At 73.9% G+C, this 25,103-nt stretch carries 22 protein-coding genes; 8 read left to right on the forward strand and 14 right to left on the reverse strand.

Translation table 11 applies throughout. The annotated features are described in order from the left end of the window. The first annotated feature begins 131 nt into the window (after positions 1 to 131). From AMK18_RS13675 to AMK18_RS13695, 5 genes are read left to right on the forward strand one after another with little or no spacing between them, the layout of a single operon-like run. Positions 132 to 2,993, forward strand: coding sequence for a sensor histidine kinase (locus AMK18_RS13675; RefSeq protein WP_073862985.1), 2,862 nt, complete (start codon positions 132 to 134; stop codon positions 2,991 to 2,993). Further along, positions 2,990 to 3,472 (forward strand): roadblock/LC7 domain-containing protein, encoded by a 483-nt coding sequence (locus AMK18_RS13680; protein WP_018102681.1) that lies wholly within the window; start codon positions 2,990 to 2,992, stop codon positions 3,470 to 3,472. Before AMK18_RS13675 ends, AMK18_RS13680 begins: the two co-directional genes overlap by 4 nt. After that, entirely contained in the window at positions 3,469 to 3,885 is a 417-nt protein-coding gene (locus AMK18_RS13685) for a DUF742 domain-containing protein (protein ID WP_018102680.1), read from the forward strand. The genes AMK18_RS13680 and AMK18_RS13685 overlap by 4 nt, the downstream gene beginning before the upstream one ends. Continuing rightward, entirely contained in the window at positions 3,866 to 4,513 is a 648-nt protein-coding gene (locus AMK18_RS13690) for a GTP-binding protein (RefSeq protein ID WP_073862986.1), read from the forward strand. The genes AMK18_RS13685 and AMK18_RS13690 overlap by 20 nt, the downstream gene beginning before the upstream one ends. Positions 4,514 to 4,546: 33 nt before the next feature. Continuing rightward, positions 4,547 to 5,788, forward strand: coding sequence for a styrene monooxygenase/indole monooxygenase family protein (locus AMK18_RS13695; RefSeq protein WP_073862987.1), 1,242 nt, complete (start codon positions 4,547 to 4,549; stop codon positions 5,786 to 5,788). A gap of 22 nt (positions 5,789 to 5,810) precedes the next feature. On the opposite strand, the gene AMK18_RS13700 is transcribed toward AMK18_RS13695, so the two are convergent. The 5 genes from AMK18_RS13700 to AMK18_RS13725 all read right to left on the reverse strand — a co-directional run bounded on the left by AMK18_RS13700 (position 5,811) and on the right by AMK18_RS13725 (position 12,251). Then, positions 5,811 to 6,965 (reverse strand): C40 family peptidase, encoded by a 1,155-nt coding sequence (locus tag AMK18_RS13700; protein ID WP_073862988.1) that lies wholly within the window; start codon positions 6,963 to 6,965, stop codon positions 5,811 to 5,813. 171 nt (positions 6,966 to 7,136) lie between these two features. Next, positions 7,137 to 9,842 (reverse strand): outer membrane protein assembly factor BamB family protein, encoded by a 2,706-nt coding sequence (locus AMK18_RS13705; protein WP_073862989.1) that lies wholly within the window; start codon positions 9,840 to 9,842, stop codon positions 7,137 to 7,139. 231 nt (positions 9,843 to 10,073) lie between these two features. Further along, positions 10,074 to 10,358, reverse strand: a complete 285-nt coding sequence (locus AMK18_RS13715) for a hypothetical protein (RefSeq protein ID WP_073862990.1) — start codon at positions 10,356 to 10,358, stop codon at positions 10,074 to 10,076. A gap of 17 nt (positions 10,359 to 10,375) precedes the next feature. Further along, the gene (locus tag AMK18_RS13720; protein ID WP_073862991.1) at positions 10,376 to 11,128 is read right to left on the reverse strand and encodes a TetR/AcrR family transcriptional regulator; all 753 of its coding nucleotides are present in this window, start codon (positions 11,126 to 11,128) and stop codon (positions 10,376 to 10,378) included. 187 nt (positions 11,129 to 11,315) lie between these two features. Next, positions 11,316 to 12,251, reverse strand: a complete 936-nt coding sequence (locus tag AMK18_RS13725) for an AurF N-oxygenase family protein (protein ID WP_073862992.1) — start codon at positions 12,249 to 12,251, stop codon at positions 11,316 to 11,318. Positions 12,252 to 12,428: 177 nt separating this feature from the next. On the opposite strand from AMK18_RS13725, the gene AMK18_RS13730 reads away from it, so the two are divergent. Together AMK18_RS13730 and AMK18_RS13735 are read left to right on the forward strand one after the other, a co-directional pair. Continuing rightward, positions 12,429 to 13,547 carry a ferritin-like domain-containing protein gene (locus AMK18_RS13730; protein WP_073862993.1) on the forward strand — a complete coding sequence of 373 codons (1,119 nt, stop codon included), beginning with the start codon at positions 12,429 to 12,431 and terminating at the stop codon, positions 13,545 to 13,547. Beyond that, on the forward strand, positions 13,531 to 14,574 hold the full coding sequence (locus tag AMK18_RS13735; protein WP_073862994.1) for a protein kinase: 1,044 nt from the start codon (positions 13,531 to 13,533) through the stop codon (positions 14,572 to 14,574). Before AMK18_RS13730 ends, AMK18_RS13735 begins: the two co-directional genes overlap by 17 nt. Before the next feature lies 1 nt (position 14,575). Here the strand turns inward: AMK18_RS13735 and AMK18_RS13740 are convergent, their stop codons facing one another. Further along, positions 14,576 to 15,079, reverse strand: coding sequence for a GNAT family N-acetyltransferase (locus tag AMK18_RS13740; protein WP_073862995.1), 504 nt, complete (start codon positions 15,077 to 15,079; stop codon positions 14,576 to 14,578). An 87-nt stretch (positions 15,080 to 15,166) separates the two neighbouring features. On the opposite strand from AMK18_RS13740, the gene AMK18_RS13745 reads away from it, so the two are divergent. Further along, positions 15,167 to 16,000, forward strand: coding sequence for a hypothetical protein (locus tag AMK18_RS13745; protein ID WP_026171464.1), 834 nt, complete (start codon positions 15,167 to 15,169; stop codon positions 15,998 to 16,000). A 7-nt stretch (positions 16,001 to 16,007) separates the two neighbouring features. On the opposite strand, the gene AMK18_RS13750 is transcribed toward AMK18_RS13745, so the two are convergent. The 8 genes from AMK18_RS13750 to AMK18_RS13785 all read right to left on the reverse strand — a co-directional run bounded on the left by AMK18_RS13750 (position 16,008) and on the right by AMK18_RS13785 (position 24,998). Further along, positions 16,008 to 16,313 (reverse strand): SCO0607 family lipoprotein, encoded by a 306-nt coding sequence (locus tag AMK18_RS13750; RefSeq protein ID WP_073862996.1) that lies wholly within the window; start codon positions 16,311 to 16,313, stop codon positions 16,008 to 16,010. Positions 16,314 to 16,389: 76 nt separating this feature from the next. Then, positions 16,390 to 17,484, reverse strand: a complete 1,095-nt coding sequence (locus AMK18_RS13755) for an amidase family protein (RefSeq protein ID WP_073862997.1) — start codon at positions 17,482 to 17,484, stop codon at positions 16,390 to 16,392. Between the two features lie 4 nt (positions 17,485 to 17,488). Continuing rightward, entirely contained in the window at positions 17,489 to 18,946 is a 1,458-nt protein-coding gene (locus tag AMK18_RS13760; protein ID WP_073862998.1) for a penicillin-binding transpeptidase domain-containing protein, read from the reverse strand. Further along, a complete protein-coding gene (locus AMK18_RS13765; RefSeq protein ID WP_018102665.1) occupies positions 18,943 to 20,349 on the reverse strand; it encodes an FtsW/RodA/SpoVE family cell cycle protein in 1,407 nt (468 codons plus the stop codon). The genes AMK18_RS13760 and AMK18_RS13765 overlap by 4 nt, the downstream gene beginning before the upstream one ends. Before the next feature lie 62 nt (positions 20,350 to 20,411). After that, the gene (locus tag AMK18_RS13770; RefSeq protein ID WP_073862999.1) at positions 20,412 to 21,719 is read right to left on the reverse strand and encodes a sensor histidine kinase; all 1,308 of its coding nucleotides are present in this window, start codon (positions 21,717 to 21,719) and stop codon (positions 20,412 to 20,414) included. Next, a complete protein-coding gene (locus AMK18_RS13775) occupies positions 21,716 to 22,444 on the reverse strand; it encodes a hypothetical protein (RefSeq protein ID WP_018102663.1) in 729 nt (242 codons plus the stop codon). Before AMK18_RS13775 ends, AMK18_RS13770 begins: the two co-directional genes overlap by 4 nt. 107 nt (positions 22,445 to 22,551) lie before the next feature. Further along, the gene (locus AMK18_RS13780) at positions 22,552 to 22,887 is read right to left on the reverse strand and encodes a zinc-ribbon domain-containing protein (RefSeq protein ID WP_073863000.1); all 336 of its coding nucleotides are present in this window, start codon (positions 22,885 to 22,887) and stop codon (positions 22,552 to 22,554) included. After that, complete coding sequence (locus tag AMK18_RS13785; RefSeq protein ID WP_073863001.1) at positions 22,884 to 24,998, reverse strand: PBS lyase; 2,115 nt, start codon at positions 24,996 to 24,998, stop codon at positions 22,884 to 22,886. Before AMK18_RS13785 ends, AMK18_RS13780 begins: the two co-directional genes overlap by 4 nt. Positions 24,999 to 25,103 lie beyond the last annotated feature (105 nt).

The raw sequence follows: 25,103 nt of genomic DNA on the forward strand, positions 1-25,103 counted from the left end.
GCGGTTGATGCGCGCCCCCTCCTGAAAAGCACTGGAATGGTCGGGAGCCGTACCAGGGGGCGGGACGCTCGTTCATGTGACCGTGCGTCACCTCTGCTTCAAGGGCGGACGAGTCGAGATTGCGAGCACCGGTGCAGAAGAAGCGGCCTCGGAGCAAGGGCGGCAGCAACAGCGGTTCCGAGGCGGCGCCGACGACCCAGGCCGAGGGCGGTCGCCGTGTGCGCGTCCGCAGCCGGCTGGTCGCGGGCGTCGCCGTCGTCGGGATCACCGCCATAGCGGCGGGGACACCGGCCGTGCTCGCCGCCTCGTCCGACCTCACCGACTCGCAGCACCTGGTCACCCTCGCCGAGCTGAACCAGCAGGCGATCTCCCTGGCCCACTCCCTCGCCGACGAGCGCGACGAGGTCACCGTCTACATCGCGGGCGGCCGGGAGGGCGAGCCGGGCAACCGGGGCGCCCGCGTCGACCAGCAGGTGGACGAGATCCGCGAGGCGGCCCCGGCCGACCTCCTGCGCGACCTGTCCACCATCCCGTCCCTGCGCCGCGACGCGATCAGCGGCAAGGGCACGGCCCTGGAGGCCCACCGGGCGTACTCCGAGGTCATCGCCAAACTCCACGGCCTCGCCGACGAGCTCGCCCGCTCCACCCCGCCGCGCGCCGCCGACGCCACCCGCACCCCGCAGGCGCTCGGCCGGGCCACCGAGGAGGCGTCCGCCGCCCGGGGGCTGCTGCTCGCCGCGCTCGCGGTGCCCCGCCCGGAGCCGGCGCCGCCGCGCATCGACCCGTTCACCGGACTGCCCGTGCAGAGCGAGGACGAGGGCGAGACCAAGGAGGACCGCACCCGGAACGCGCTGAGCGCCGCCGCCCAGCAGGCCCGGGTCGGTGAACTCTCCGCGCTCGCCGACTTCGACCAGTCCGCCGGCGCCACCGCCCGCGACAAGCTGTCCTCCACCGTCACCGGGCCCGAGGTCAACAGCGCCGAGAAGTACCTCGCCGAGCTGACCGACCGCCCCGAGCTGTCCGACTCCGACCTGAAGGTCAGCGACAAGAAGGTCGCCGCGGCCCTCGCCGCCCGCGTGGACCGGATGCGCTCCGTGGAGTCCGCGCTCGGCACCGCCCAGGTCCGGGGCCTCGAAGAGCTCCGCGACGACGACGTCACCGCCCTCGAACTGCGCATCGCGCTCCTCGGGGCCTGCTTCCTCGTCGCGGTCGCCGTCTCCACCGCCGTCGCCCGCACCCTCACCCAGCCGCTCGCCGTGCTCCGGATCGGCGCCGCCCGCCTCGCCGCCGAACCCGCCACCGCCGAACCGGTCCGCTACACCGGCCGCAACGACGAGTTCGCCCAGACCGTCCGCTCCATCAACACCCTGCACGGCCGCCTGCGGGAGCTGCTCCAGCAGTTCAACGCGCGCTTCGAGAGCCTGGAGACCGAGCGCGCCGAACTGCTCGCCGGACGCGAGGCGCTCACCGTGCAGCGCGCCGAACTGCAGGTGCAGGCGGCGGACCTGACGGCCCAGCTGGAGAAGCTGAAGAACACCGTCCACCACACCTTCGTCAACCTCTCGCTGCGCACCCTCGGCCTGGTCGAACGGCAGCTCGGCGTCATCGAGTCCCTGGAGGAGCGCGAGCAGGACCCGGAACGGCTCGGCACGCTCTTCAAGCTCGACCACATGGCCACGGTCATGCGCCGCCACAGCGAGAACATGCTGGTCCTCGCGGGCGCGGACCACGGACACGGCCACCCGGGGCCGATCCCGCTGGTCGACGTCCTGCGCGCGGCCGTCAGCGAGATCGAGCGGTACGAGCGGGTCACCATCCAGTCCCTGCCGCCGAACGCCCAGGTCGCCGGGTTCGCCGCCGACGACCTCAGCCACCTGGTCGCGGAGCTCCTGGAGAACGCCACCTCGTTCTCCCCGCCCGACTCCCACGTCCAGCTCTCCGGCTGGCTCCTGGAGAGCGGCGAGGTGATGCTCTCCGTGCAGGACGAGGGCATCGGCATGTCCTCCGTACGGATGGGCGAGCTCAACACCCGCCTGGCGGACCCGGCACTCTTCGAGGCCGGCGAGCAGAACGCGGACGGGGCCGGGCTCGGTCTCCAGGTCACCTCGCTGCTCGCCGCCCGGCACGGCGTACGCGTGGAGCTGCGCGAGCAGAAGGGGAGCGGGGTGACCGCGGTCGTCGTCCTCCCGGAGGCCCTGCTGCCCAAGGCCCTCCCGGCGGCGACGCCCCCGCCCGTCACCGCCCCGGGCGACGCGCCCACGCTGAACCTGCCGGGCTCAGTGGCCGAGGCCAACTCCAACACCCTGCCGGGGCGCACCGCCTCCACCTCGGACGACCCGATGATCGCGGCGGCGGAACGGGCCCTCGCGGGGGCCGCGAAGCCGCCCGTGGCGCCGGAGGCGCCGGTGACCCCTGAGGCCGTCGAGGCGCCGGAGGCCCAGGAGGCCCCTGAAGCCGACGTGACCCCTGAGGTCCCCGAGCCGGAGCCCGCCCCCGAGCCGGAGCCCGAGGCCGACCCCGAGCGCACCCTCCAGGTCCGCCTGCCCCGCCCGCCGCAGACGGCGGACACGACCGCCGCCGACCCGTACGCCATCGGCCCCGACCGCCACGAGCGCGCCGCCGACGAGGCCCCGGCCCCCGTGACACCCGCGGCAGCGGAACACGCGGAACCCGCGCAGCCCGCCGAGACCGTCCCCGCCCCCCGTAAGCCCGAAGGGGAGACCGTTACCGACAAGGGGCTGCCCAAGCGGACGCCCAAGGTCGTGCGGCCCGCCGGGGCGCCCGTGGCCGAGCGGCGGGGCAGCGTCGACAAGGAGGCCCTGCGGCGCAGGCTCGGCGGCTTCCAGCAGGGCGCCAGGGACGGCCGCCGCGACGTCGAGGCCGAACTCGCCGAGGGCGCGAGCCCCACACGTACCGAGCACGCCGAGCCGGCAGGCCGTAGCGACGGCCGGACCGGAGAGACGGGGGACACAGTCGAGGAGGCACGCAGTTGACTGCGCCCAGCACATTCGGGCTGAGCACCGAGGCCCGGAACCTGCACTGGTTGCTGAGCAATCTCGTGGAGGAGGTGCCAGGGGTCCACTCGGTCACCGTCGTCTCGTCCGACGGGCTGATGCTGCTGTCCTCCGACCCCGGCCACCACAACGCCGCCGAGCCCGCGGCCCCGCAGAGCGGACCGCGCGGTTCCAGCGCCGACCTGGCGACCATCGTCTCCGGCATCGGCAGCCTCACCGTCGGCGCCGCGAAGCTGATGGACGGCGGCGGCGTGAAGCAGACCATGGTCGCCATGGAGGAGGGCAGCGTCTTCGTCATGTCGATCAGCGACGGGTCGCTGCTCGGGGTGCACGCCGCCCCCGACTGCGACATGGGCGTCATCGCGTACCACATGGCGCTGTTCGTCGGCCGCGCCGGACACGTACTCACCCCCGAACTCCGCAGTGAGCTGCGCAAATCGATGGAGAGCGCCCAGTGAGCCACGCCGCAGCCGGACCCGCCCGCAAACTGCCCGTCCGGGGGGCCGGCAAACGGCCCGCGCGGGTCCGCCCGTACTCGCTGACCGGCGGCCGCACCCGCTTCGGGCACGTCCTGCTGGTGGAGACGTTCGTCGCCGCGCTGGAGGCCCCCGAGGAGCGCCGCGAACTCACCAACGGCAATCTGGCGACCCGTCTGATGCCGGAGCTCCGGGCCATCGTCGAGCTCTGCCGCCGGATGCGTACCGTCGCCGAGATCTCGGCGCTGCTGAAGATGCCGCTCGGCGTGGTCCGGGTGCTGCTCAGCGACTTGGCCGACCAGGGAAAGATCCGCGTGTACGGGACCGGGCACGGCACCGGCCAGCCCGACCGCGCACTGCTCGAAAGGGTGCTCGATGGACTCCGCCGTCTCTGAGTCGCTGTTCGCACCGCGGCAGCCCGGCCCGGAGGAGCAGCCCGAGGAGCAGCTCCAGCCCTGGCAGCTGGACCGCACCCGGGCCCCGATCGCCACGAAGATCGTGGTCGCGGGCGGCTTCGGCGTGGGCAAGACCACGTTCGTGACCGCGGTCTCCGAGATCACCCCGTTGCAGACCGAGGCCCTGATGACCCGGGCCAGCGAGGACACCGACGACCTCAGCGCCACCCCGGACAAGGCCACCACGACCGTCGCCATGGACTTCGGCCGGCTCACGCTGGACGACGACCTCGTGCTGTACGTGTTCGGCACCCCGGGCCAGCAGCGGTTCTGGTTCATGTGGGACGACCTGGTGCGCGGCGCGATCGGTGCCGTCGTCATGGCCGACACCCGCCGCCTCGCCGACTGCTTCCCCGCCCTCGACTACTTCGAGAGCTGCGGACTGCCGTACATCGTGGCCGTCAACCACTTCGAGGGGACGCCGGGCTTCGAGGCCGAGGACGTCCGGGAGGCCCTGACCGTACCGCCGCACGTGCCCATAGTGATCATGGACGCGCGCAACAGGATCACGGTGGTCGAGTCCCTGCTGGCCCTCGTCGGCCACGCCCTCGACGCCACCCCGGCCTAGAGCCTTTCTGATCACACACAACGGAGAACCGCGATGCGGAAGATACTGATAGTCGGAGCCGGTCAGTCCGGGCTCCAGCTCGCCCTGGGACTTCAGTCCAAGGGGTACGAAGTCACCCTGATGTCCAACCGCACCGCCGACGAGATCCGCTCCGGGCGGGTCATGTCCACGCAGTGCATGTTCCACACCGCGCTCCAGCACGAGCGGGACCTCCAGCTCAACTTCTGGGAGTCCCAGGCTCCCCGCATCGAGGGCCTCGGCGTCTCGGTCGCCGCCCCCGACTCCTCGCGGGCCGTCGACTGGGTCGGCAAGCTCGACGGCTACGCCCAGTCCGTGGACCAGCGCGTCAAGATGGCCGGCTGGATGGACACCTTCGCCCAGCGCGGCGGACAGCTCGTCATCCACGGCGCGGCCGTCTCCGACCTGGACTACTTCTCCCGCACCTACGACCTGGTGATGGTCGCGGCGGGCAAGGGCGAGCTGGTCTCGATGTTCGGCCGGGACGCCTCCCGTTCGCCGTTCGACGCCCCGCAGCGCGCGCTGGCCGTCGCCTACGTCCACGGCATGGGCCCGCGCCCGGAGCACCCGGAGTTCGACGCGGTCCGCTGCAACCTGGTCCCGGGCGTCGGCGAGCTCTTCGTGATGCCGACCCTGACCACGTCCGGCCGCGCCGACATCCTGTTCTGGGAGGGCGTCCCGGGCGGTCCGCTCGACGCGTTCCAGGGCATCAAGGACCCCTCCGAGCACCTGGCGAAGACCCTGGAGCTGATGGAGACCTTCACGCCCTGGGAGTACGCCCGCGCCACCAAGGTCGAGCTGACCGACGCCAACGGCACCCTCGCCGGCCGCTACGCCCCGACCGTCCGCAAGCCGGTCGGCCGGCTGCCCGGCGGCGGCCTGGTGCTCGGCGTCGCGGACGTCGTCGTCGCCAACGACCCGATCACCGGCCAGGGTTCCAACTCGGCGTCCAAGTGCGCCGCCGCCTACCTCGACGCGATCGTGGAGCACGGCGACCGGGCGTTCGACGAGGCGTGGATGCAGTCCACGTTCGACCGGTACTGGAACACCGCCCAGCACGTCACCAAGTGGACCAACGCCATGCTCGGCGTCCCGCCGGAGCACGTGCTGAACCTGATCGGCGCCGCCGGACAGCTCCAGCCGGTCGCGGACCGCTTCGCCAACGGCTTCAACGACCCGGCCGACTTCGAGAACTTCTTCTTCGAACCGGAGAAGGCCGACGCCTACCTCGCCTCGGTGGCGGGCCCGGCCGCCTGACGTGCTGTTCGGCCCCGGCCGCTCAGGTGGCCGGGGCCGCAGAGGCCCCGTACCCCTCGTCCGAACCGTCCGTCGCCCCCTTGGGCAGCTCCGGGCCCTGGTACGAGGTGAGCGGCGTGCCGTCCGGGTCGGGCCGGACCGCGCCGAGCACCGGGTTGGACGCCACGGGCGAGACCTTCACGCTGGTGCCGGGGCGGGGCGCCTGCACCACCAGGCCGTTGCCGATGTACAGCGCCACATGGGTCGCCTCCGGGAAGTAGACCACCAGGTCGCCGGGGCGCAGCGCGTTCATCGGGACCCTGGTCAGCTGCCGCCACTGCTCCTGCGAGGTACGCGGGATGACGCGGCCGGCGCTCGCCCACGCCTGCGAGGTGAGCCCGGAGCAGTCGAACGAACCCGGACCCTCCGCGCCCCACACGTACGGCTTGCCGATCTGCCGGACCGCGTACCCGACGGCCTGGCCACCCTGGGCGGTCGGCGGCCGGGACGAGGAGAGCGCGCCGGAGGCCACCAGGGCGCTCTGGGCCTGGTCCGTGTTCTTCCGCTCCAGCCCCGAGACGTCGGCGAGCTGGTCCGCGGTGAGCGAGGCGAGCTTCGCCTCCACCTGTTTCAGCCGGGTGCGTACGGTGTCGCGGTCCTTCTTCTTCCGCGCGGCCAGGGTCCGCTGCTCGGCGAGCACCTTGCGGGATTCCTTCGCCAGTGCGTCCGCCCGCTTCTCGGCCGCGCCGAGCCGCTGCACGGCCGCCATCCGCCCGGCGGCGAGGCGCTGGATGACCTGGCCCTGGGTCAGGGCGGCCTCGGGGTCGCGCATCAGGAGCAGCCGCAGATACGCGGAGAGCTCGGACCGGCCCTGGTACTGCTCGCGGGCCAGCTGCCCGGCGGCGTCCCGGCCCTTGGTCAGCGAGCGGCGTGCGGTGACGAGGGCCGCGTCGAGCTTCTTCGCCTGCGCGGCCCGCTTCTTCAGCTCGGCCGTCGTGCCGTTGTAGGTCTCGGTGGCCTGTTCGGCCTGCTGGTAGAGGCGCTGCAACTCGGTCAGCAGCCCGGCGACCCCGGCGGCCGGAGCGCCGGGTGCGGGTGGCGGGGGCGAGGGGGCCGCTACGGCGGTGGCCGGCGAGACCACGACGACGGCGGCCAGCGCCGCCGTACCGAGGGAACGCACCAGGGTGCCCGACGACACGACATCACCTCCGGAACCGGGGTGAATCGTCCGACTACCCCATGAGTGAGCGCAATGCGTCCATACGCTCACCCGTGCGACGGGGCGATGCAAGAAGCCACGGCCGTGGCGACACCCGGCCGCCTTCCGGATTCGCCCGGAAGGCGGCGGGCGGCGGGCCGGGCGGTGCCGTCAGGCGACCGGGAAGGCGTACGCGTTGCGGCCGCGCCGGACGAGCGCCGTCTTGTCGTACGTCAGCACCTGGTAGCCGGCGTTGACGGTCTCGCCCTCCGGGCCCTGGTCGCCGATGTCCTGGAACTTCCAGAGCCGCTTGCCGTCCGAGGTGGAGAAGACGGTGACCTGGCCGGTGTCGGCCGCGAGCAGGGTGTCGCCGGTGGAGCTGACGGAGAGCACGGCGGAGCCGGTCCCCGCCGCCTCCGTGGAACGCTGCCACGCCGGCTTCCCGCTCTTGCGGTCGACCGCCCCGACCATGTGGTTGCGGTTCGTGGTGTACAGCACGTCGCCCGCCGCGAGCGACGGGCCGAAGACGGAGCCGTTCGTGGTGGCCTTCAGCGTCCACCGGGCCTTGCCGCCGGGGGTCTCGAAGGCGCGCAGGCCGCTGCCCTCGGCCGCGTACAGCATGCCGTCCTTGTCGCCGACCGCGGCCCCGCCGAGGTTGACGTTGCCGAACTGCCGGGTCCACTGGACCTTGCCGGTCTTGCGGTCGTAGCTGCGGAAGACGCCCTTGTTCTTCGCGGCCTTCAGGTCGGCCGGGGTGAGCGTCAGACGTTCCTGCCGTACGACGACGGCGTCCGGCCGGATCGCGATCAGGCGGAGCACCGGCGCGATCGGGCCCACCGCGTTGGGCACCGGGGTCCGCCACAGCTCCTTGCGCTGCACGATGTCGTAGCCGAACAGGTAGGACTTGACGACCTGCTGGTCCTTGCCGGGCTTCTGGCCCTTCTTCGGCTTCGGCGCCTTCACGGTGGTCCGGTGCGAGCCGGTGAACCAGATGGTCGCGCCCTCCGACCCGATCAGCGTGCGGATCGTCATGCCGGGTACGCCCTGGAAGCCGTCGGAGAACGGGACCCGGTGGGCGGCCTTGCCGTCCTTCGCCGACAGCCACAGGAACTCCGTCGGCGTCGCGACGAAGCAGAACTCGTCGCCCGCGGCCAGCGCCGCCTGGCCCTTCGCGCCGTCCGCGTTCTGCCACAGCCTGCGGCCGGTCCGCAGATCGACGGCGCTGGCCTGGCTGTCGTCGGTGAGGACCAGCAGCCGGTTCTTCCAGACCGCGGCGGTCCGGGGGAGCGGATCGGAGTCCGGGTGGTTGTAGACCCACTGGGGCTGCGGGGCGGACCCCGCCACGCTGGGCCCGCCCGACGTCGGCGCCGGCTTGGGGTCCGGGCCCGGCTTGTCGTCATCGTCGCCGGAGGTCAACGCGTACAGCGTCCCGCCGCCGACCAGCAGCCCGGCCACGCCGCCCACCGCGCCGAACAGCAGCCCGCGCCGGCTGGGCCCGGAGCGCCGGGGCTCGGCGGGCGGTGCGACGTTCGGGATGGGCGCGGGCGGCAGCGGTACGGGGACGGGCTGGGGAGCCTGGTGCTGGTACGGGGGCTGCGGCTGCTGCTGCGGGTACCCGTACGCGGACTGGTCCGGCCACGGAGCGGGCTGCCCCTGCTGGGCGGGCTGCCCGATCGCCCCGAGCTGCGTGGTGCGGGTGTCCGGCACGCCGGACGCGTCCGGAACCGTGCTGCCCCCGGCGACCGTCGGCTGCTGCCACGCGGGCACCGGAGTCGGCTCGTGCTGCGGCGGCACGGCGTCCTGTATATCGGGCTCGGGCGCCGGCCGGGGCGCGGGCGCGACGGCGTCCCAGACGTCCCCGTACGACTTCGGGGCGCTCGCGCCCCGGGCGCCCGAGGGGTTCTCGTCGGACACCGGATACTGATCGGACACGGGGTTCTCCACAGACGCGTTCTTGATGGACACGGAATTCTCGGGCGCGGCCGCCAGCCGCCGGGCCTCGGCGCCCTGTTCGGCCACCACCGCCGCCAGCTCCTCCGGGAGCCAGCCCGACGCGGCCAGGGCGGACGCGCCCTCCAGGGCGAGGTCGGCGGCCACCGTGCCCGCCGAGGGGCGGTCGGCCGGGTCCTTCGCCAGGCAGCGGGCGATCAGGTCGCGCAGCTCGTCGGGGACCCCGCCGAGCTCCGGGGCGGCCTGCGCGATGCGGTCGGCGGCCTCGGCCGGAGGGCCGTCCGCCAGCGGGGTCGTCCCGGTCGCCGCGTAGGCGAGCAGCAGGCCGAGCACGAAGAGGTCGGAGGCCGGGCCCGCCTCCTCGCCCGCGAGCTGTTCCGGGGTCAGATAGCCGAGCCGTACGGAGAGCCGCCCGCCCGGGCCCGCCGACGCCTCGGCCGCCGCGCCCAGCGGGCCGAAGGCGGTGAGCCGGGGGCCGTCCTCGGCGAGCAGCACGGTCCCGGGCGCCAGGCCGTGCAGCACGGCGCCGGTGGCGTGGACCCGGGACAGGGTCTCGGCGAGGCCCGCGCCCAGTATCCGCACGGCACGCCCGGGCAGCGGACCGGCGGCCTCTATGGCCTCGGCCAGAGTCAGCGCGGGGACGTACGGCGCGGCGGTCCAGGGCGCGTCGGCCCCGTCCGCGCGGGCCTCCAGCGGCCCGTCCACCCAGCCCCCGGCGACCCGGCCCGCGAGGCGCGCCTCCGCGTCGAAGCGGTGGCGAAAGGCGGGCGAGGCGGCGAGCCCGGGCCGGGCGGCGGTGACCACGACGAGCCCGGCGGGGTCCGTACCGTGCGCGAGGTACTGCACCGCGGCGGCCGTCTCACGCAAGCGGGCCAGCACGGTGTACGGACCGAAACGGCGTGGCTCGTCCTGACGCGGCGCCTCCATGGCGCATCCCCCCTTGTGACCGTCCCCGTCCCGTCCCCAGGGACCAGACGTTCGATCTTAGGGCCTGCCGTCCCGCTGCCGCCTGCCGGGCGACGCCTGGCACGCACGCTCGCGGCGTTGCCGAAAAGCCCTAGTAGCTCCGCTACGAGGACTTCCCGGCGCCTTGCGATCGCACGCACCAGACGCCGCCCGGCCGCCCTCCGGGCGACGACGGCAGCGGGACGGCAGGCCCTAATGGGGCGGTTCCTGGCGCTTGCCGCCCGGCTTCGACCAAGGCCACCGGGGCCGCTCGCGCCCCTCGGGGGCGTACTCGTAGACCCACCCCCGCTGGATGCCGAGCCGCTTCGTGTGGCCGGCCGGGGTCCGGCGGTACGCGTACACCGTGGGCGGTCCGCCGGCCGCGTCCGGGACCGGGACCTCGTACCACTTGGGCGGGTGGCCGGTCGCGCCGGTCAGGACGGGCAGGACCCGGCCGTCCAGCGGGCCGCCGACGAAGGCGGTGTTCTCACTTCTCACCCGGTCAGTCTGACCGATCAGTCCGGCGGCAGCAGATGCGCGGCCACGGCGGTCAGCGGGGCCAGCCGGTCCGCCAGCCGCCCGGCCGGGCCCTCCGCGGTCTCCAGCGGGAGCAGCGCGGCCACGGCGGCCGCGGTCTGCGGGTCCGAGGACGAGGTGACGGCCAGCAGGCCGATGAACTGGTCGACCAGCCAGTCCCGCAGCTCGGCGGCGTCCGGCCGCTTGCCCTCGTCCAGCCAGATCAGCGAGGCGGCCTCGACCGCGGCGATCCAGGTACGCACCATCATGCTCATCCGGGGCGCGGGTTCGCTGTGCTCGTCGTGGCCCAGGTGGCACAGGATCTGCTCGGCCGCCGCGCGCCGCACCTCGTCCACGATGGTGGTCGTCCGGGAGGTCTCGGCGACGCTGCCGCCCCGGAGCAGGGCGCTGAAACCGGCGTCGTGCTCGTCCACGAAGGCCAGATAGCGGTCGAGGACGCGGGTCACCCGCTCGGTCGGCGGGCCCTCGGGCGGCTCGGCGAAGCACAGCTTCAGCTGCTCGGCGGCCGAGCGGAGCGCCGCCTCGTACAACTGCTGCCGCCCGCCCGGGAAGTAGCGGTACACCAGCGGGCGCGACACCCCGGCCACCGCCGCGACCTCGTCCAGCGAGACCTCGTCGGGGGACCGGTGCGCGAAGAGCGTGAGGGCCGCGCCGAGCAGCTGGGTGCGGCGTTCCTCGACGCTGAGTCTTCGGTACGCGCGGCCGGGCGGCGCGGCGGCGGCTGGGGTCATGACACCCAGCCTAAGGGGGTCCGGCGATTGAGGGGCGGCGTCGCGGGGCTGGGTACGCGCATCTGCGGCGTTGTCGTCAATCACCATGGCTCCGCCATGGCTCAATCCTCCGCCTTGCAGCTGCACGCACCCAGCCCCGCTCCTTCTCCCGCCCCTCAATCGCCGGACCCCCTAAGCGCACCCACGGTCACGCCAGCAGGCCCGAGCTCTTCCAGAGGCGGCGTCCCACCCCGTTCAGGACACCGATGTCCTCGAAGAAGTCGGTCAGCCGCCTGGCGCCCGTCTGCATGACCTCCGCCCGGTGTCCGCTGGCCTTGACCTGGGCGACCGCCTCGTGGCGGTTCAGCCCGACGTTCTCGTACACCTGCGGGTTGATGAAGCAGACGGAGAAGACCCGGGCCGCCTGTCCCGAGCTGACACGGGCCAGTTCGCGTTCCCAGCGGGGCGCGGTCACCATCTGGCGGCGCAGCTCCTCGCGGGCGTAACGGACGTGCCGCGCCTCCTCGATGACGTGGATGCGGGTCACTCCGCGCACCAGGGGCTGGACGCGCTCGTCGGGGAAGGTCAGCCGCTGCATCCAGTCGAGGATCTCCTCGCCGAGGAGCGTCCCGGCGAACGAACCGGGCGTCGTGGACACGCTTTTGAGGACGCGCGCCATGTTGTGGTAGCGGCGCGGCACGGTGTACGTGGGCCCGCCGCCCCAGGTGATCATGCGGCCGAACATCATCGAGTGCCGGCACTCGTCGGCGATCTCGGTGAGCGCGTAGCGGACGTGGTTGCTGGTCGGGGGCTTGTCGTAGACGTGCCGGACGAGCAGCTGCATGAGGATGATCTCGAACCAGATGCCGAGCGAGGCGAGGGACGCGGCCTCGTGCCGGGCCAGTTCCTGCCGCTGGTCGTGCGACATCCGCTGCCACAGCGGGGTGTCGTAGAGCGAGACCAGCTCGGGCGGCCAGAACCACTTGCCGTCCTCCGGCGGAGCGTCCCAGTCGAGTTCCTTGTCGGGGTCGAAGGAGTGCTTGGCGGACGCCTCCAGGAGCCGTTCGGCTATCTGCTCGCGCCCGCGCAGCGGGCCGAGTGCGTCGCGGAGCGTCTGCAGGTCGCTTTCGGACACGGTCGTCATCGCGGAGGCACCTCACCCATGGGTTACCGACGGTCACCCCCTATGAGACTGCTTGTCAGCAAGGCCGTCAATCCCTTGTGCGCGACTTGTTGACCGCGCGTCTACCAACGTGTGAACCTGCCAACTGAGCGGGGAGCCCGCCGACTTCCCGGCAGTCGCGAGGCGAAGGAGCCGTCCGTGTCGACCCACGACCTCTACACCACCGCCCCCGAGGAACCGCTCTGGACCGTGCCCGCCACCGGCGCCGCCCGCTTCAGCTGGGACTACGACGACGGCCGCGAACGCCTCCTCGCCCTGTACCAGAAGGGCAAGGACAAGCAGTGGGACGGCAACAAGCGCATCGACTGGAGCCTTGAGGTCGACCCCGCCGACCCGCTCGGCACCCCCGACGAGGCCCTGACCCTGTACGGCACCCCGCACTGGGCGCGGATGACCGAGAAGGACCGGGGCGAGCTGCGGCAGCACTACACCTCCTGGCAGTTCAGCCAGTTCCTGCACGGCGAGCAGGGCGCGATGATCTGCGCCGCCCGCATCGTGGAGGCCGTCCCCGACCTGGACGCCAAGTTCTACTCCGCGACCCAGGCGATGGACGAGGCCCGGCACGCGGAGATATACGGCCGGTTCCTGCACGAGAAGATCGGGATGCTCTACCCGGTCAACAACAGCCTGCAGGGCCTGCTCGGCGACACCCTGCGCGACTCCCGCTGGGACATGCCCTACCTCGGCATGCAGGTCCTCATCGAGGGCCTGGCCCTGGCCGCGTTCGGCATGATCCGCGACACCACGACCCGGCCGCTGCCCAAGCAGATCCTGGCGTACGTGATGCAGGACGAGGCCCGTCACGTGGCCTTCGGGCGGATGGCGCTGCGGGACTACTACAAGCAGCTCAGCGATGCGGAACGGCGCGAGCGCGAGGAGTTCGTCATCGAGGGCTGCTACCTGATGCGCGACCGGCTCAGCGGGGTCGAGGTCCTGGAGAACTTCGGCGTCGGCAAGCAGGAGGCGAAGGAGCTCTCGGAGCACTCCGAATTCCTCCAGCTCTTCCGTAAGCTGCTGTTCAGCCGCATCGTCCCGTGCGTCAAGGACATCGGCCTGTGGGGCGAACGGCTCCAGAAGGCCTACGTCGACATGGGCGTCCTCGAACTCGGCGACTCCAGCCTCGACCTGCTCATGGCCCAGGACGAGGAGATCGCCGAACAGCTCGACAAGGAGCGCTTCGAGGAGGAGGAACGGGCGCGGGTGGCGGAAGTGGCCGAGGCGATCGCACAGGGCGGGGTGGATGGGGCGGAAGGATGACGGCGGCCGCGCGGCCGGTTACGCGGCGGTGGCCACCCGGCTCGCCCTGCTGAGCGACCGCCGCCTCGGCCGGGAGGTCGCCGCGGCCACCCCGCTGAGCTCCGGTCTGGGCGGCCGGGCGGCGGAGCTGGACGTCGACGGCACCCGCGTCTTCGTGAAGCGGGTGCCGCTCACCGACCTCGAACTCCGCCCGGAACACGTGCGGTCCACCGCCAACCTCTTCGGGCTGCCGCTGTTCTACCAGTACGGGATCGGCTCGGCCGGATTCGGCGCCTGGCGGGAACTGGCCGCGCACATCCTCACCACGCGCTGGGTGCTCGACGGCGCCCACCCGGACTTCCCGCTGATGTACCACTGGCGGGTCCTGCCCGACACCCCGCCGCAGGGCTACATGGACGCGCTCGGCGGCATCGAGGGCGCCGTGGCCCACTGGGAGGGCCACCCCGCCGTACGCGCCAGGCTGGAGGCCATCGGCCGGTCCACCGCGAGCCTGGTCCTCTTCCTGGAACACGTGCCGCACACCCTGGGGGCCTGGCTGGCCGACCGCCGCGCCGCCGCCGCGCGGGGCGGCGAGGCGCCACCGTACGCCCGGATCGACGCGGACCTGACGCGCGGCGCGGACTTCATGAGCGCGCGGGGGTTCGTCCACTTCGACGCCCACTTCCGCAACGTCCTCACCGACGGCCGGTCGATCCGCTTCGCCGACTTCGGCCTCGCGCTGAGCACCGCCTTCGAACTCTCCGCCGAGGAGTCCGCGTTCCTGGCCGCCCACCGCACGTACGACCGCCACTACGTCGCGGGCGACCTGCTGCGCCACCACCTGTCCGACGAGGTGTACGACGCCGCCTTCCTCCGGGCCTGGCTCGACGGCACCCGCCCCGCCGCCGTACCCCCCGAAGCCGCCGCCCTCCTGGACCGCCACGCCCCGGCCGCCCTCGCCCTGGACGCCTTCCACCACGGCCTTCTGAAGGAGAGCAGGCGCACCCCGTACCCCGCCGCAGCGATCGACGCGGCGGCGGGACGGTGACCTACGCGGGCGGCCGCTCCATGCGGACGAGGTCCGCGCGCTCGTCCCATGACGGTACGACGGTGAAACCGAGGCGTTCGTAGAGTGCGACGGCCCCGGTGCGCCAGTGCCAGACCGAGAGCCGCACGGTGCGGGCGCCTGCGTGCCCGGCCTGCTCCAGCGCCGCGCCGAGCAGCGCGGAGGCGACGCCCCGGCCGCGCGCGGCGGGGGCCGTCCAGAGCCGCTTGATCTCCGCAGCCCCGTCGACCGGGCCGGTGACCACGACACAGCCCACCGCCGCACCGCCGTCCCGGGCGACGAGCACGGTGGCATCCGCGAACGCGCGGTCCGGGTCCTCCGTCTCCCGCCGGTAGCGATCCGGCAGCCCGGACGCGTCGGGGACGGGCGCGCCCTTCTCCGCCTCGGTGCACAGGTGGTAGTCGGTGAGCAGCGCGGCCAGGCCGGGCACGGCGCTCAGCGAGCCGGGCGGCGGGCATTCCACGGAGACGGGGCGGTGGTCGTTCATGGCCCGAGAATCGCACGACGACGCCTCCGGCCCCCGGCCGGGCAGGCCCCGGAAGGCGTCGCGCGCGCATGCCGTAGCTTGTGCGGCATGAGCATGCCCCCGCCCCCGCAGGACCCTTACGGCGCACCCCAGGGCCCCTACGGCCCGCCGCAGCCCCAGCCGAATCCGTACGCCCAGCAGCAGCCGTGGGGAGCCCCGCAGGCCGCCGCGCCCCAGCCGTGGGGAGCTCCGCCCGGCGGACCCGGATTCCCGCCGCCCGCCCGGCGGACCCGGCCCGGGGTGATCGTGGCGGCCGTCGCCGGGGCGCTCCTGGTCGCCGGCGGCGTCGTCTTCGGCGTCGTACAGCTGGGCGACAAGGCCGACGACAAGCTGCCGGTGTCCAGTGGGTTCCCGGCGGCCGAGTACAAGCTGACCGTGCCGAAGACGCTGCTGGAGGGCGACTACACCCTCCAGGCGGACACCTCGGCGACGGACGGCAAGGACATCGAGGAGACGTACGACCCGACCATCCGCGACCCCAAGGCCGTGGTCACGCAGTACGCGTCGGAGGACGGCGGGACGCTGATCGTGTCCGGGATGTGGGGCCGCATCAAGAAGCCCGAGTTCTCCCGCGACACGATCCTCAAGGGTGCCGCCGAGGCCGAGGGGATGACCGTGGCCGTGCCCCCGCGGGAGTTCACGCCCGCGGGCTACGGGATCACCGTCGCCTGCGAGGTCGTCCGCTCCGACGACGGGGGCGTCACCAGCACCCTGCCCATGTGTGCCTGGGGCGACGACAACACCGCCTCCTTCGTCGCCGTCGTCACCGAGGAGACCGCGCTCCAGGACCCCGACGAGGTGGACCTCGCCGAGGCGGCCCGTCAGGCGGCCCAGGTGCGCAAGGAGATGCGCGAGCCGATCGGTTCAGGGGCGGCAGGCTGACCGGACGCTACTGCGAGACCTCGATGATGTTCCCGTCCTTGTCGAGGCTGTGCTCGTTCCAGTACGTCCACCACTTGTCGTCCACATGCTTCGGGACCTTGCCCTCGGGGTAGCGGGCGTACCCCTTGGGCGGCTCCTCGCCGTCCTTCACGCACGCGCCGCCCGTGCTGCCGACGTACAGCACCGGGTACTCGCCGCCGGAGCAGACCGCGTCCGCCGTCGAGCAGGCGGACGTGAGCAGCGCGAACACCGCGCTGCCGACGGTGAGGGCGGCGGTGGTCCGCAGGGAACGGGGGCGGCCGGCTGTACGCATAGTGGCACTCCTTCAGGGGGTGGCTGTCGGGATCCAGGCTGCCGTCCCGGCCGCCGGCCGCCCTGAGTACACGTACTCATCCACGAAGTCCGCGTACGTGTGCGAACGGTGCGCCCGGACCCCACAGCGCCCGCTCCACCGCCCCCGCCGCGCCCAGCAGTTCTGCGTCCCGTCCCCGGGCGGCGACGAGTTGGAGCCCCACCGGACAGCCGTCCCCGGTGAATCCGGCGGGCACGCTCGCCGCCGGATGGCCGCTCAGGTTGAACGCCCAGGTCAGCGCGGTCGAGAAGGTGTCGCCCGGACCCTCGTGGCCGTGCGGGCGGTTGGGCGTGACCGGGGTCAGGAGCAGGGGCGTCCGGGCGAAGAAGGCGTCCAGGCGGCGATCGTTCTCCGCGCGCACCTCCGCCTCCGGCGGGCCCGCGTCCCCGCCGCGCACCGCCAGCCAGGCGGCCGCCGGGTCCAGCAGATCGAGGCCTCCGCCGAGCCGCACGACCCCGGCCGCCTCAAGGCGCCGCACCGCGCCCCGCACCACCGCCGCCACCTCCGGCTCGGTCTCCGCGAAGCCCAGGTCCGGGCTGTAGGCGGCGGACAGCGGCAGCTCCGGCGGAACATCCGCGTACCCGTCCAGCACGCAGCGCAGATACGTCTCCGCCTCGGCCGCCGACGCCGCCAGCACCCCGGCCGACGCGAGCCCCGACCGGTCCGGCGAGGGCAGCAGCCCGTTCGTCGTCTTCAGGCCGAACACCCCGCACCAGGCCGCCGGAATGCGCACCGACCCCGCCCCGTCGCTGCCCGTCGCCAGCGGCACCAGGCCCGCCGCGACCGCCGCCGCCGAGCCCGCCGATGAACCGCCCGGAGTCCGGTCCGGGCGCCAGGGGTTGACCGTACGGCCGTGCCTGCCGAGGCCCCACGTCTGCCAGTGCGTCCCCGGACCGGGCACGGAGGTCGAGCCGACCGGGACCCCGCCCGCCGCGATCAGCCGCCGCGCCGCGTAGGAGCGGAGACCGGTGGGGCCCTTCACCGCGAAGGGGAGCCCGGCCAGCGGGAGCCGGGACGCGGCGGGCAGCCGGGCGAGCGCGTCCTCGGGCCGGACGTCGAGGAACGCGCACAGCCCGGGGTCCTCGCGGTCGATCGAGGCCAGCACCGCGCGCAGTTCCCCGGAATCGGCCATGGGCTCAGTCTTCCAGGGCCGCCTCCATCACGGCACGGGCGATCGGGGCCGCGCTGCCGCCGCCGCTGATGTCGGCGCGGTCGGCCTCGGCGTCCTCCACGACGACGGCGACCGCGACCGCCGGGCGGGCCGCGCCGTCCGCCTGCGCCCAGGAGATGAACCAGGCGTACGGCAGGTCCGAGTTGTCGACGCCGTGCTGGGCGGTGCCGGTCTTGCCGCCGACGGTCGCCCCGTCGATCGCCGCGTTCCCGCCCGTACCGTCCTGGACGACGTCGACCATCATCTGCCGCAGCTGCGTCGCCGTCATCGGGTTCATCGCCCGGTGGTACGACTTCGACCCCGTGGTGCGGACCGTGGCCCCGTCGTGCTTGGTCGTCCGCTCCACCAGGTGCGGGTACATCAGCTCCCCGCCGTTGGCGACGGCCGCCGCGACCATCGCCATCTGGAGCGGGGTCGCCGTGGTGTCGAACTGGCCGATCGAGGACTGCGCCAGCTGGTCGTCGCTCATTTCCGTGTCGAAGTTGCTCTTCGCGACCCCGGACGGGATCCTCAGCCCGGTGTCGTTGAAGCCGAACCGCTCGGCCGCGTCCACCATCCCGTCGAGCCCGACCTGCACCCCGAGATGCGCCATGACGGTGTTGCAGGAGACCCGGATCGCGTCCGCGAGGGACGCCTTCTCGCAGCCGCGCGACTCGTTGGGCAGCACGGTCGAGGTGCCCGGCAGGACGTACGGGGACGGCGTGTCGGTCTCCTCGTCCGGATCGGTGACGACCTCCGCGTCCAGTGCGGCCGCCGCCGTCACGATCTTGAAGGTGGAGCCCGGCGGATAGGTCTGCCGGATCGCCCGGTTGAGCATGGGGCGGCTCTCCGCGTCGTTCAGGTCCCGCCAGGCGCCCGTGACGGACGCGCCGGTCCCGGACAGCCGCCCGGGGTCGTACGAGGGCGTGGAGACCAGGGCCAGGATGCGCCCGGTCGACGGTTCGACGGCGGCGACCGCGCCCCGCCGGTTGCCCAGCCCCTCGTACGCGGCACGCTGCATCGCGTCCCGGACCGTGGTCACGACGTCCCCGCCCGGCTGCTGGGTCCGGCTCACCTCGCCCCACAGGGGGAGCGGGGCGAGCAGCGGGTCGGTGCCGGCGAGGATCCCGTCCTCGGCGTTCTCGATGAGGGTGGTGCCGTACGTCTGCGAGGCGTAGCCGGTCACCGGGGCGTACAGCGGTCCGTAGCGGTAGGTCCGTTCGTACGCCAGCTGCTCGCCGGTGTCCTTCGAGCCGGTCACGGGCCGCCCGTCGGCCAGGATGTTGCCGCGCGGCTGGTCGTAACGGGCGATGGTGTTGCGGCGGTTGGCCGGGTTGTCGTCCAGCGAGTCGGCCTCGAAGACCTGGACCCGGGCGGCGTTGGCCAGCAGCGCGACGAGCAGCAGCAGACAGAACGCGGCGGCGTGCCGGATGTAGCGGATCACCGCTCGTCCTCCCCGGCCGGGGACTGCGACGGGCCCGCCGGGACCGACGCCACCACACCCGTCTCCACCTCGTCCGGCGCCGGTCTGCGGGCGAGATCGCTGACCCGGATCAGCAGCGCCACGATGATCCAGTTGGTGACCACGGACGAACCGCCCTGCGCCAGGAACGGCATCGCCATCCCGGTCAGCGGGATCAGCCCCATCACCCCGCCCGCGATCACGAAGACCTGGAGCGCCAGGATCGAGGCGAGCCCGATCGAGAGCAGCCGCCCGAACGCGTCGCGCAGCGAGAGCCCCGCCCGGAACCCCCGGGCCACCAGCAACGCGTACAGCAGGAAGAGCGCGGTCAGCCCGGCGTACCCCAGCTCCTCGCCCGCCGTCGCCAGGATGAAGTCCGACTTGGCGGCGAAGCCGATGAGCACGGAGTGCCCGAGCCCCAGCCCCGTACCGAGCATCCCCCCGGCCGCGAAGGCGAACAGCGACTGGGCCAGCTGGCCGGGACCGCGTCCGGCGTCGATCGAGGCGAACGGATCGAGCCAGTCCTGCACCCTGCTGTGCACATGCGGTTCGAACGAGCCGACGACGAACGCGCCGACCGCCGCGAGGAGCAGCCCCACCGCGATCCAGCCCCGGCGCCCGGTCGCCACGTACAGCAGGATCACGAAGAGCCCGAAGAACAGCAGCGAGGTGCCCAGGTCGCGTTCCAGGACCAGCACGCCGACGCTGAGCAGCCAGATCGCCACGATCGGGCCGAGCACCCGTCCGGTGGGCAGCTGGAACTTCCAGACCGTGCGGCCGGTGTACGCGAGGGCGTTGCTGTTCGCCGCGAGGTAGGCGGCGAAGAACACCGCGAGCAGGATCTTGGCGAACTCGCCGGGCTGGAAGGAGAAGCCGCCGACCCGGATCCAGATCTTCGCCCCGTTCACCGCCGGGAAGAAGATCGGCACGATCATCAGGACCAGCGCGGCGGCCACCGACACGTACGCGTACCGCTGGAGGAGCCGGTGGTCGCGCAGGAACACCACGACCGCGATGAAGAACGCGACGCCGATCGTGGACCAGATCAGCTGGGTCGTCGCCGCCCGGTCGCCCGGGGTCTCCAGGTCCAGCCGGTAGATCAGCACCAGGCCGATCCCGTTGAGCAGGACGGCGATCGGCAGCAGCAGCGGATCGGCGTACGGGGCGCGGAGCCGTACCGCGAGATGCGCGAGCAGCGCCAGCAGCCCGAGCCCGCCGCCGTACCCCGCGACATCGGGCGGGACCGCGTCGTCGTGGGCGAGCCCGACCGCGGCGTAGCCGCAGACGGAGATGAGGACGGCCCCGATGAGGAGCGAGAGTTCCACGCCGCGCCGCCGGGGCAGGCGCAGCTCGGGCGGGGGTGCGTCCGCCGTCGATGCGGTCATGCCCCGCAACGTAGCAAGACGCGGGTGTTATGTCGGTTATGTCGCGACGCGTGCGGGGCGGCTCATGGCTCCTCGCGCCGCTCCTCGCTGTCCGGCCCCTCGTACCGGGGCAGCGTCAGCCGGGCCACCGCGCCGCCGTCCGGCGCGTTCCCGAAGGTGAGCGCCGCGCCCATCACCTCGGCCTGGCCGGCCGCGATGGTCAGCCCGAGGCCGTGCCCCTTGCCGCCGCCCTCGGTGCGGAAGCGCTGCGGGCCGCCCGATGTCAGGTACTCCGGGAAGCCGTCTCCGTGGTCCCGCACGGTCACCGCGGGCCCGTCGACGGTGAGCACCACGGGCGGCCGGCCGTGCCGGTGGGCGTTGCTGATCAGGTTGCCCAGGACGCGTTCCAGGCGCCGCCGGTCCGTCTCGACGCGCACCGGCTCCCCGACGACCTCGACCCGGGTGTCCGTGCCCTGCGCCACGCGGGCGGCGAGCGGGGGCAGTTCGTGGACGGCCAGGTCCACGTGCTCGGTGCGGGCGTCCAGGCGCGAGATCTCCAGCAGGTCCTCGGTCAGGGCGCGCAGGGCCCGGGCCCGGTCCTGCACCAGCTCCGACGGGCGGCCCGGCGGCAGCAGTTCGGCGGCGGCCGACAGGCCCGTCAGCGGGGTCCGCAGCTCGTGCGCCACGTCCGCGGTGAACCGCTGTTCCGCCTGGAGCTTGCGCTGGAGCGCCGAGGCCATGGTGTCCAGCGCCCCGGCGACGACGGCGACCTCGTCCTGCCGACGCGACGGGTCCGCCGTGCGCGGGTCGCCGACCCGGGCGTCCAGGTCGCCCGCGCCGATCCGCCGGGCCACCCGCGCGGTCTGGTGCAGCCGCCGGGTGACCCGGGTGACCGCGAAGGCGCCGACCAGCAGCGTGGCGCCGATCGCCAGCACCGAGGAGCCGATGATCGCCCCGTCCAGGCCGTTGATGGTGCGGGCGCTCTGGCTGTAGTCGGTCCAGGCCGCCAGCGCGTGCCCGCCGTCCGCCGGGGCCGCCGCCCACATCACCGGCCGCCCGACGAGCCGGCCGGTCATGGTCCCGCGCCGCCCGCCCGCCGCCAGCACCCGCAACGGCCCCGGCAGGCCCGGCGGATCGACCCCGGAACGCGGCGGCAGCGCCTCGCCCGCCTCGTAGGCGCGCGACACCTCCGCCAGCCGGGCGAGGGACTTCTCGCGGGCGTGGCCCACGGTCTGACGGGTGACCGCGGTGTGCACCAGGACGCCGAGGAGCGCGGCGAGCACGCAGCACATCACGGTGATGAAGACCGCGGCCTTCCAGGTCAGCGTCGCCGTCCAGGCCGGAAGCCGCGGCCGCGGGCGCCGCCTCGGCGCCTCCGCCCGGCGGCTCACCGGCGCTCCGCCGACAGGGAGGCCGTGGGCCTGGGCGTGCGCGGGGCGGAGGGGCGCGGCACCGGCGTCCGCCGCCCGCGGTCCCGGGTGCGCAGGATCTCGTCCTGCGTCGGCAGCATCGCGCGCTGCCGCCCGTCCCAGGACCAGGCGGTGCGGTACTCGTACCCCGTGATCGCCGACGGCGCCCGCATGATGAGGTCGCGCCCGGCCAGCTGGACGCTGATGACCGCGTCCGACGTGGACATGATCCGGGTCAGCCCGCCGGACTCCGGCATGTAGACCCGGACGGACAGCTGGCGGCCGGGCATCCGGACCGCGAGGACCATCTCGTCCCGGCCGTCGCCCGTGAGGTCCCGGAAGTACGGCGGCAGCACCGGGCAGGTCCGGGGCGCGGACCGGCAGTTCTCGACCAGCTTCACCGTCCCGGCGGGCAGCTCGCCGCCCTCCCCGGCCCGCTCGGGCGGCACCTTCAGGCCCGCCCGCACCACCGCCACCGGGTCGAGCCGTCGCACGTCGCCGCCGGTGACCCGGATGCCGGGGATGCGCGCGGTCTCGCCCTCGCCGTAGTCGTAGGGGGCGGCGGACGCGGGCGGGAGGGACGGCCACAGCCGCACCGGGCCGTTCGCGGGCGGCGTCCGCCCGGCGCTCCGCAGCTCCCCGCCGCTGCCGCAGCCGGTCAGCAGCACGATGCCCAGGGTCGCCAGGGCGGGCAGCCGCAGACGCATGACTTCCTCCGTTCCCGGGCGGGCGGACGGGCCGACCCCGCCGACCCTATTCGGAAGGAAGTCTCATATGTGTATTTGGTGCTGATACCCGGTCAGGGTGGCGCCGCCTACTGCTGGTACGGGTTCTGCCCCTGCCCCAAAGGCCCCGAGGCGCCCGGCGCGTAACCCTGCTGCGGCGCCTGGCCGTACGGGTTGCCGCCCTGCGAGGCCATCTGCTGGGCCAGCAGCTGCTCGGCCTGGTCCTTGGGTATCCGCTGCTCACCGCCGCAGAACGTGCACTGCGTGGCGTACGAGGTCGAGATCGGGAACAGCGGCACGAAGAACAGCGTGAACTTCGTGACCCGCTTGCGCAGCGTGTGCGCCGCCGGGTTCCCGCACCAGCCGCAGACCAGCGTGAGGATCGCCAGCTGGTACAGATAGCCTCGCGTGCCGAAAATGATCATGTCGGTTCCTTCCCCGTGTTCCCCGGGAGCGCCCGGCGGCAGAGCGCCAGCAGCTTTTCGTCGGTGTACGTGTCGTGGCTGCCGCAGTCGCCTTCCGGCGCGTTGTGACGGCGTACGGAGGTGAGTTCGGCGAGCAGCACACGCGCCGCGTCCGACCCTGCACCAACGGGTCCCGTCCGCGCCAGGCATTCCGCGACCCGGACCCGGACCCGGTGGTTCTGCTCCCAGGCGGTCAGCAGCACCGGGACGGACTCCTCGGCACGACCGGAAACCTCCCACAGCGCGATCGCCGCGTCCACCCGCAGCCACACGTTCCCGTCGTACAGCAGCTCCCGCAGCCGGGGCGCGCCCGCCGCCGCCCGCCAGCCGAGGCGTCCCACCGTGCCCACCGCCGCCCGCCGCGCCTCCACGTCCCAGGCCGCCAGCCCCGCGATCAGCGCGGGCAGCACCGCGTCGGCGTCCCCCTCCACCGCCCACAGCGCCCCGGCCGCCTCCGCCGCCTCCACCGTGCCGGTCCGCCGCACCAGGGCGCGCAGTTCGGGTACGGCGCAGCCCGCGGCGGGCCCGAAGGCGGCGAGGGCCCGCAGCGCCGCCGTACGCAGCCGCTCGCCCCCGGAATCCGGGGCCCCGCGCAGCACCCGCAGCACCTCCGGGGCCGCCGCCCCCGCCCGGAGCGCGGTGAGCGCGACCAGCACCGGGCCCACCCGGTCGTACGCCCGCTCGTCGAGCACCGCCTCGCCCAGCCGCTGCCGCAGCGCACCGGCCAGCGGCAGGGCCGCCTCGCCCAGGCGGGCGACCGCGGTCCCCAGCTCGGACGGCACCAGGGGATGGCCGAGGGCCGCCGTCAGCGCGGGCAGGACGCGCGGGTCGCCCAGCCGGGCCAGGGCCGTCGCCGCGCACCCCAGCTGGGTCCGCCCGTCCGGCCGGGTCCGCACCCAGGCCGCGGGGTCCGCCGCGACCCGCTCCGCCAGCGCGTCCGCCGCCGGGGCGGCCAGCCCGGACAGCCCCGCCAGCAGCCGCGCGGCGGACTCGGCGAGCCTCGGCTCGGGCGCGGCCAGCTGCTCGCCCACCAGCCGCACCAGCTCCGCGTACGAACCCCGGCGGCCGCCTATGAGCCGGTCGCTCATGCGGACGGCGTCGACGCGCTGCCAGGGGTCGGGGCTGCGCAGCTGGTCGGCCAGGAGCGCCACCCGCTCGGCGACCCGGTCGTCGAGCCCGGCGTGCAGCGTGCGCAGCAGATCGGCGGTCCACGGCGCGGCCCGTCCCGCCGTCTCCTCGGCGGACAGCGCCCGCAGCTGGCCCCGCAGGGTCAGCGGGGCCGCCTCGGCGCCCTGGCCCGGCGGCTCGACGGGGCGCGCCCGGGGTCCGCCGGGGCCCGAGGCCGAGGTGCGCAGCTGCCCCAGCAGGCCCGTCACCACGGGCACCACATCGCCCGGCAGCGCGTGCGGGGCGCAGCGCGCCAGCTGGGCCAGGGCCGCGAGCCGCAGCCCCGGCGGGCCGGGGTCGCCCACGAGCCGGGCGAACCAGTCGGCGACCGGGCCCGCCAGCGGCCGGTGGCGCAGGGCGAGTCGCCCCGCCGCCTCGACCAGGGCGAGCCGCACCTCCTCGTCCCGCTCCGCCGCCAGCCGCGCCCGCAGCAGGGCCAGCACCCTGGCCGGGTCGTCGTGCAGGGCGGCCAGCGCGAGCGGGGCGCTCAGCCGTACGCCCGGGTCCTCGTCGGCCAGCAGCCCGAAGAAGACCTCGGCACCGGCGGAGACGGCCGCCGCGGCCATCGCGTAGTTCGCGGCGCCCTCCGCCTCGTCCTCGTCGATCTCCTCCTCGTCGTCCGAGCCGAGGTCGATGCCGCCGATGCTGGTCAGCAGCTCGACCACGTCGCCCCGGTCCGGCACCCAGGGGTCGGCGACCAGCTCGAAGAGGAACGGGATGCAGGCGAGCGTGCACGGATAGACCTCGCCCTGGTGGTGCACCGCCCCGTACATCCCGTCCAGCGCCCGTTCCCGCTCCGCCGGATCGGCGGAGGCCAGCCCCCGTAACAGCCCCGGCACGTCGTCCGCCGGTCCGTAGGCATGTCTCATCGAGGCCCAGTCGACCTCTTCGATCCCCGCGAACACGCCATCGCCTCCCCGCCGACGTCACACACGCAGTGTCTGCGCAGAGTGTGCACCACCGCTCGGACGATCCGACCATCTCCGGCGCGCATTTGCCCTGTGACATGA

Source organism: Streptomyces sp. CB01249, assembly GCF_001905735.1.
Taxonomy (GTDB): domain Bacteria; phylum Actinomycetota; class Actinomycetes; order Streptomycetales; family Streptomycetaceae; genus Streptomyces.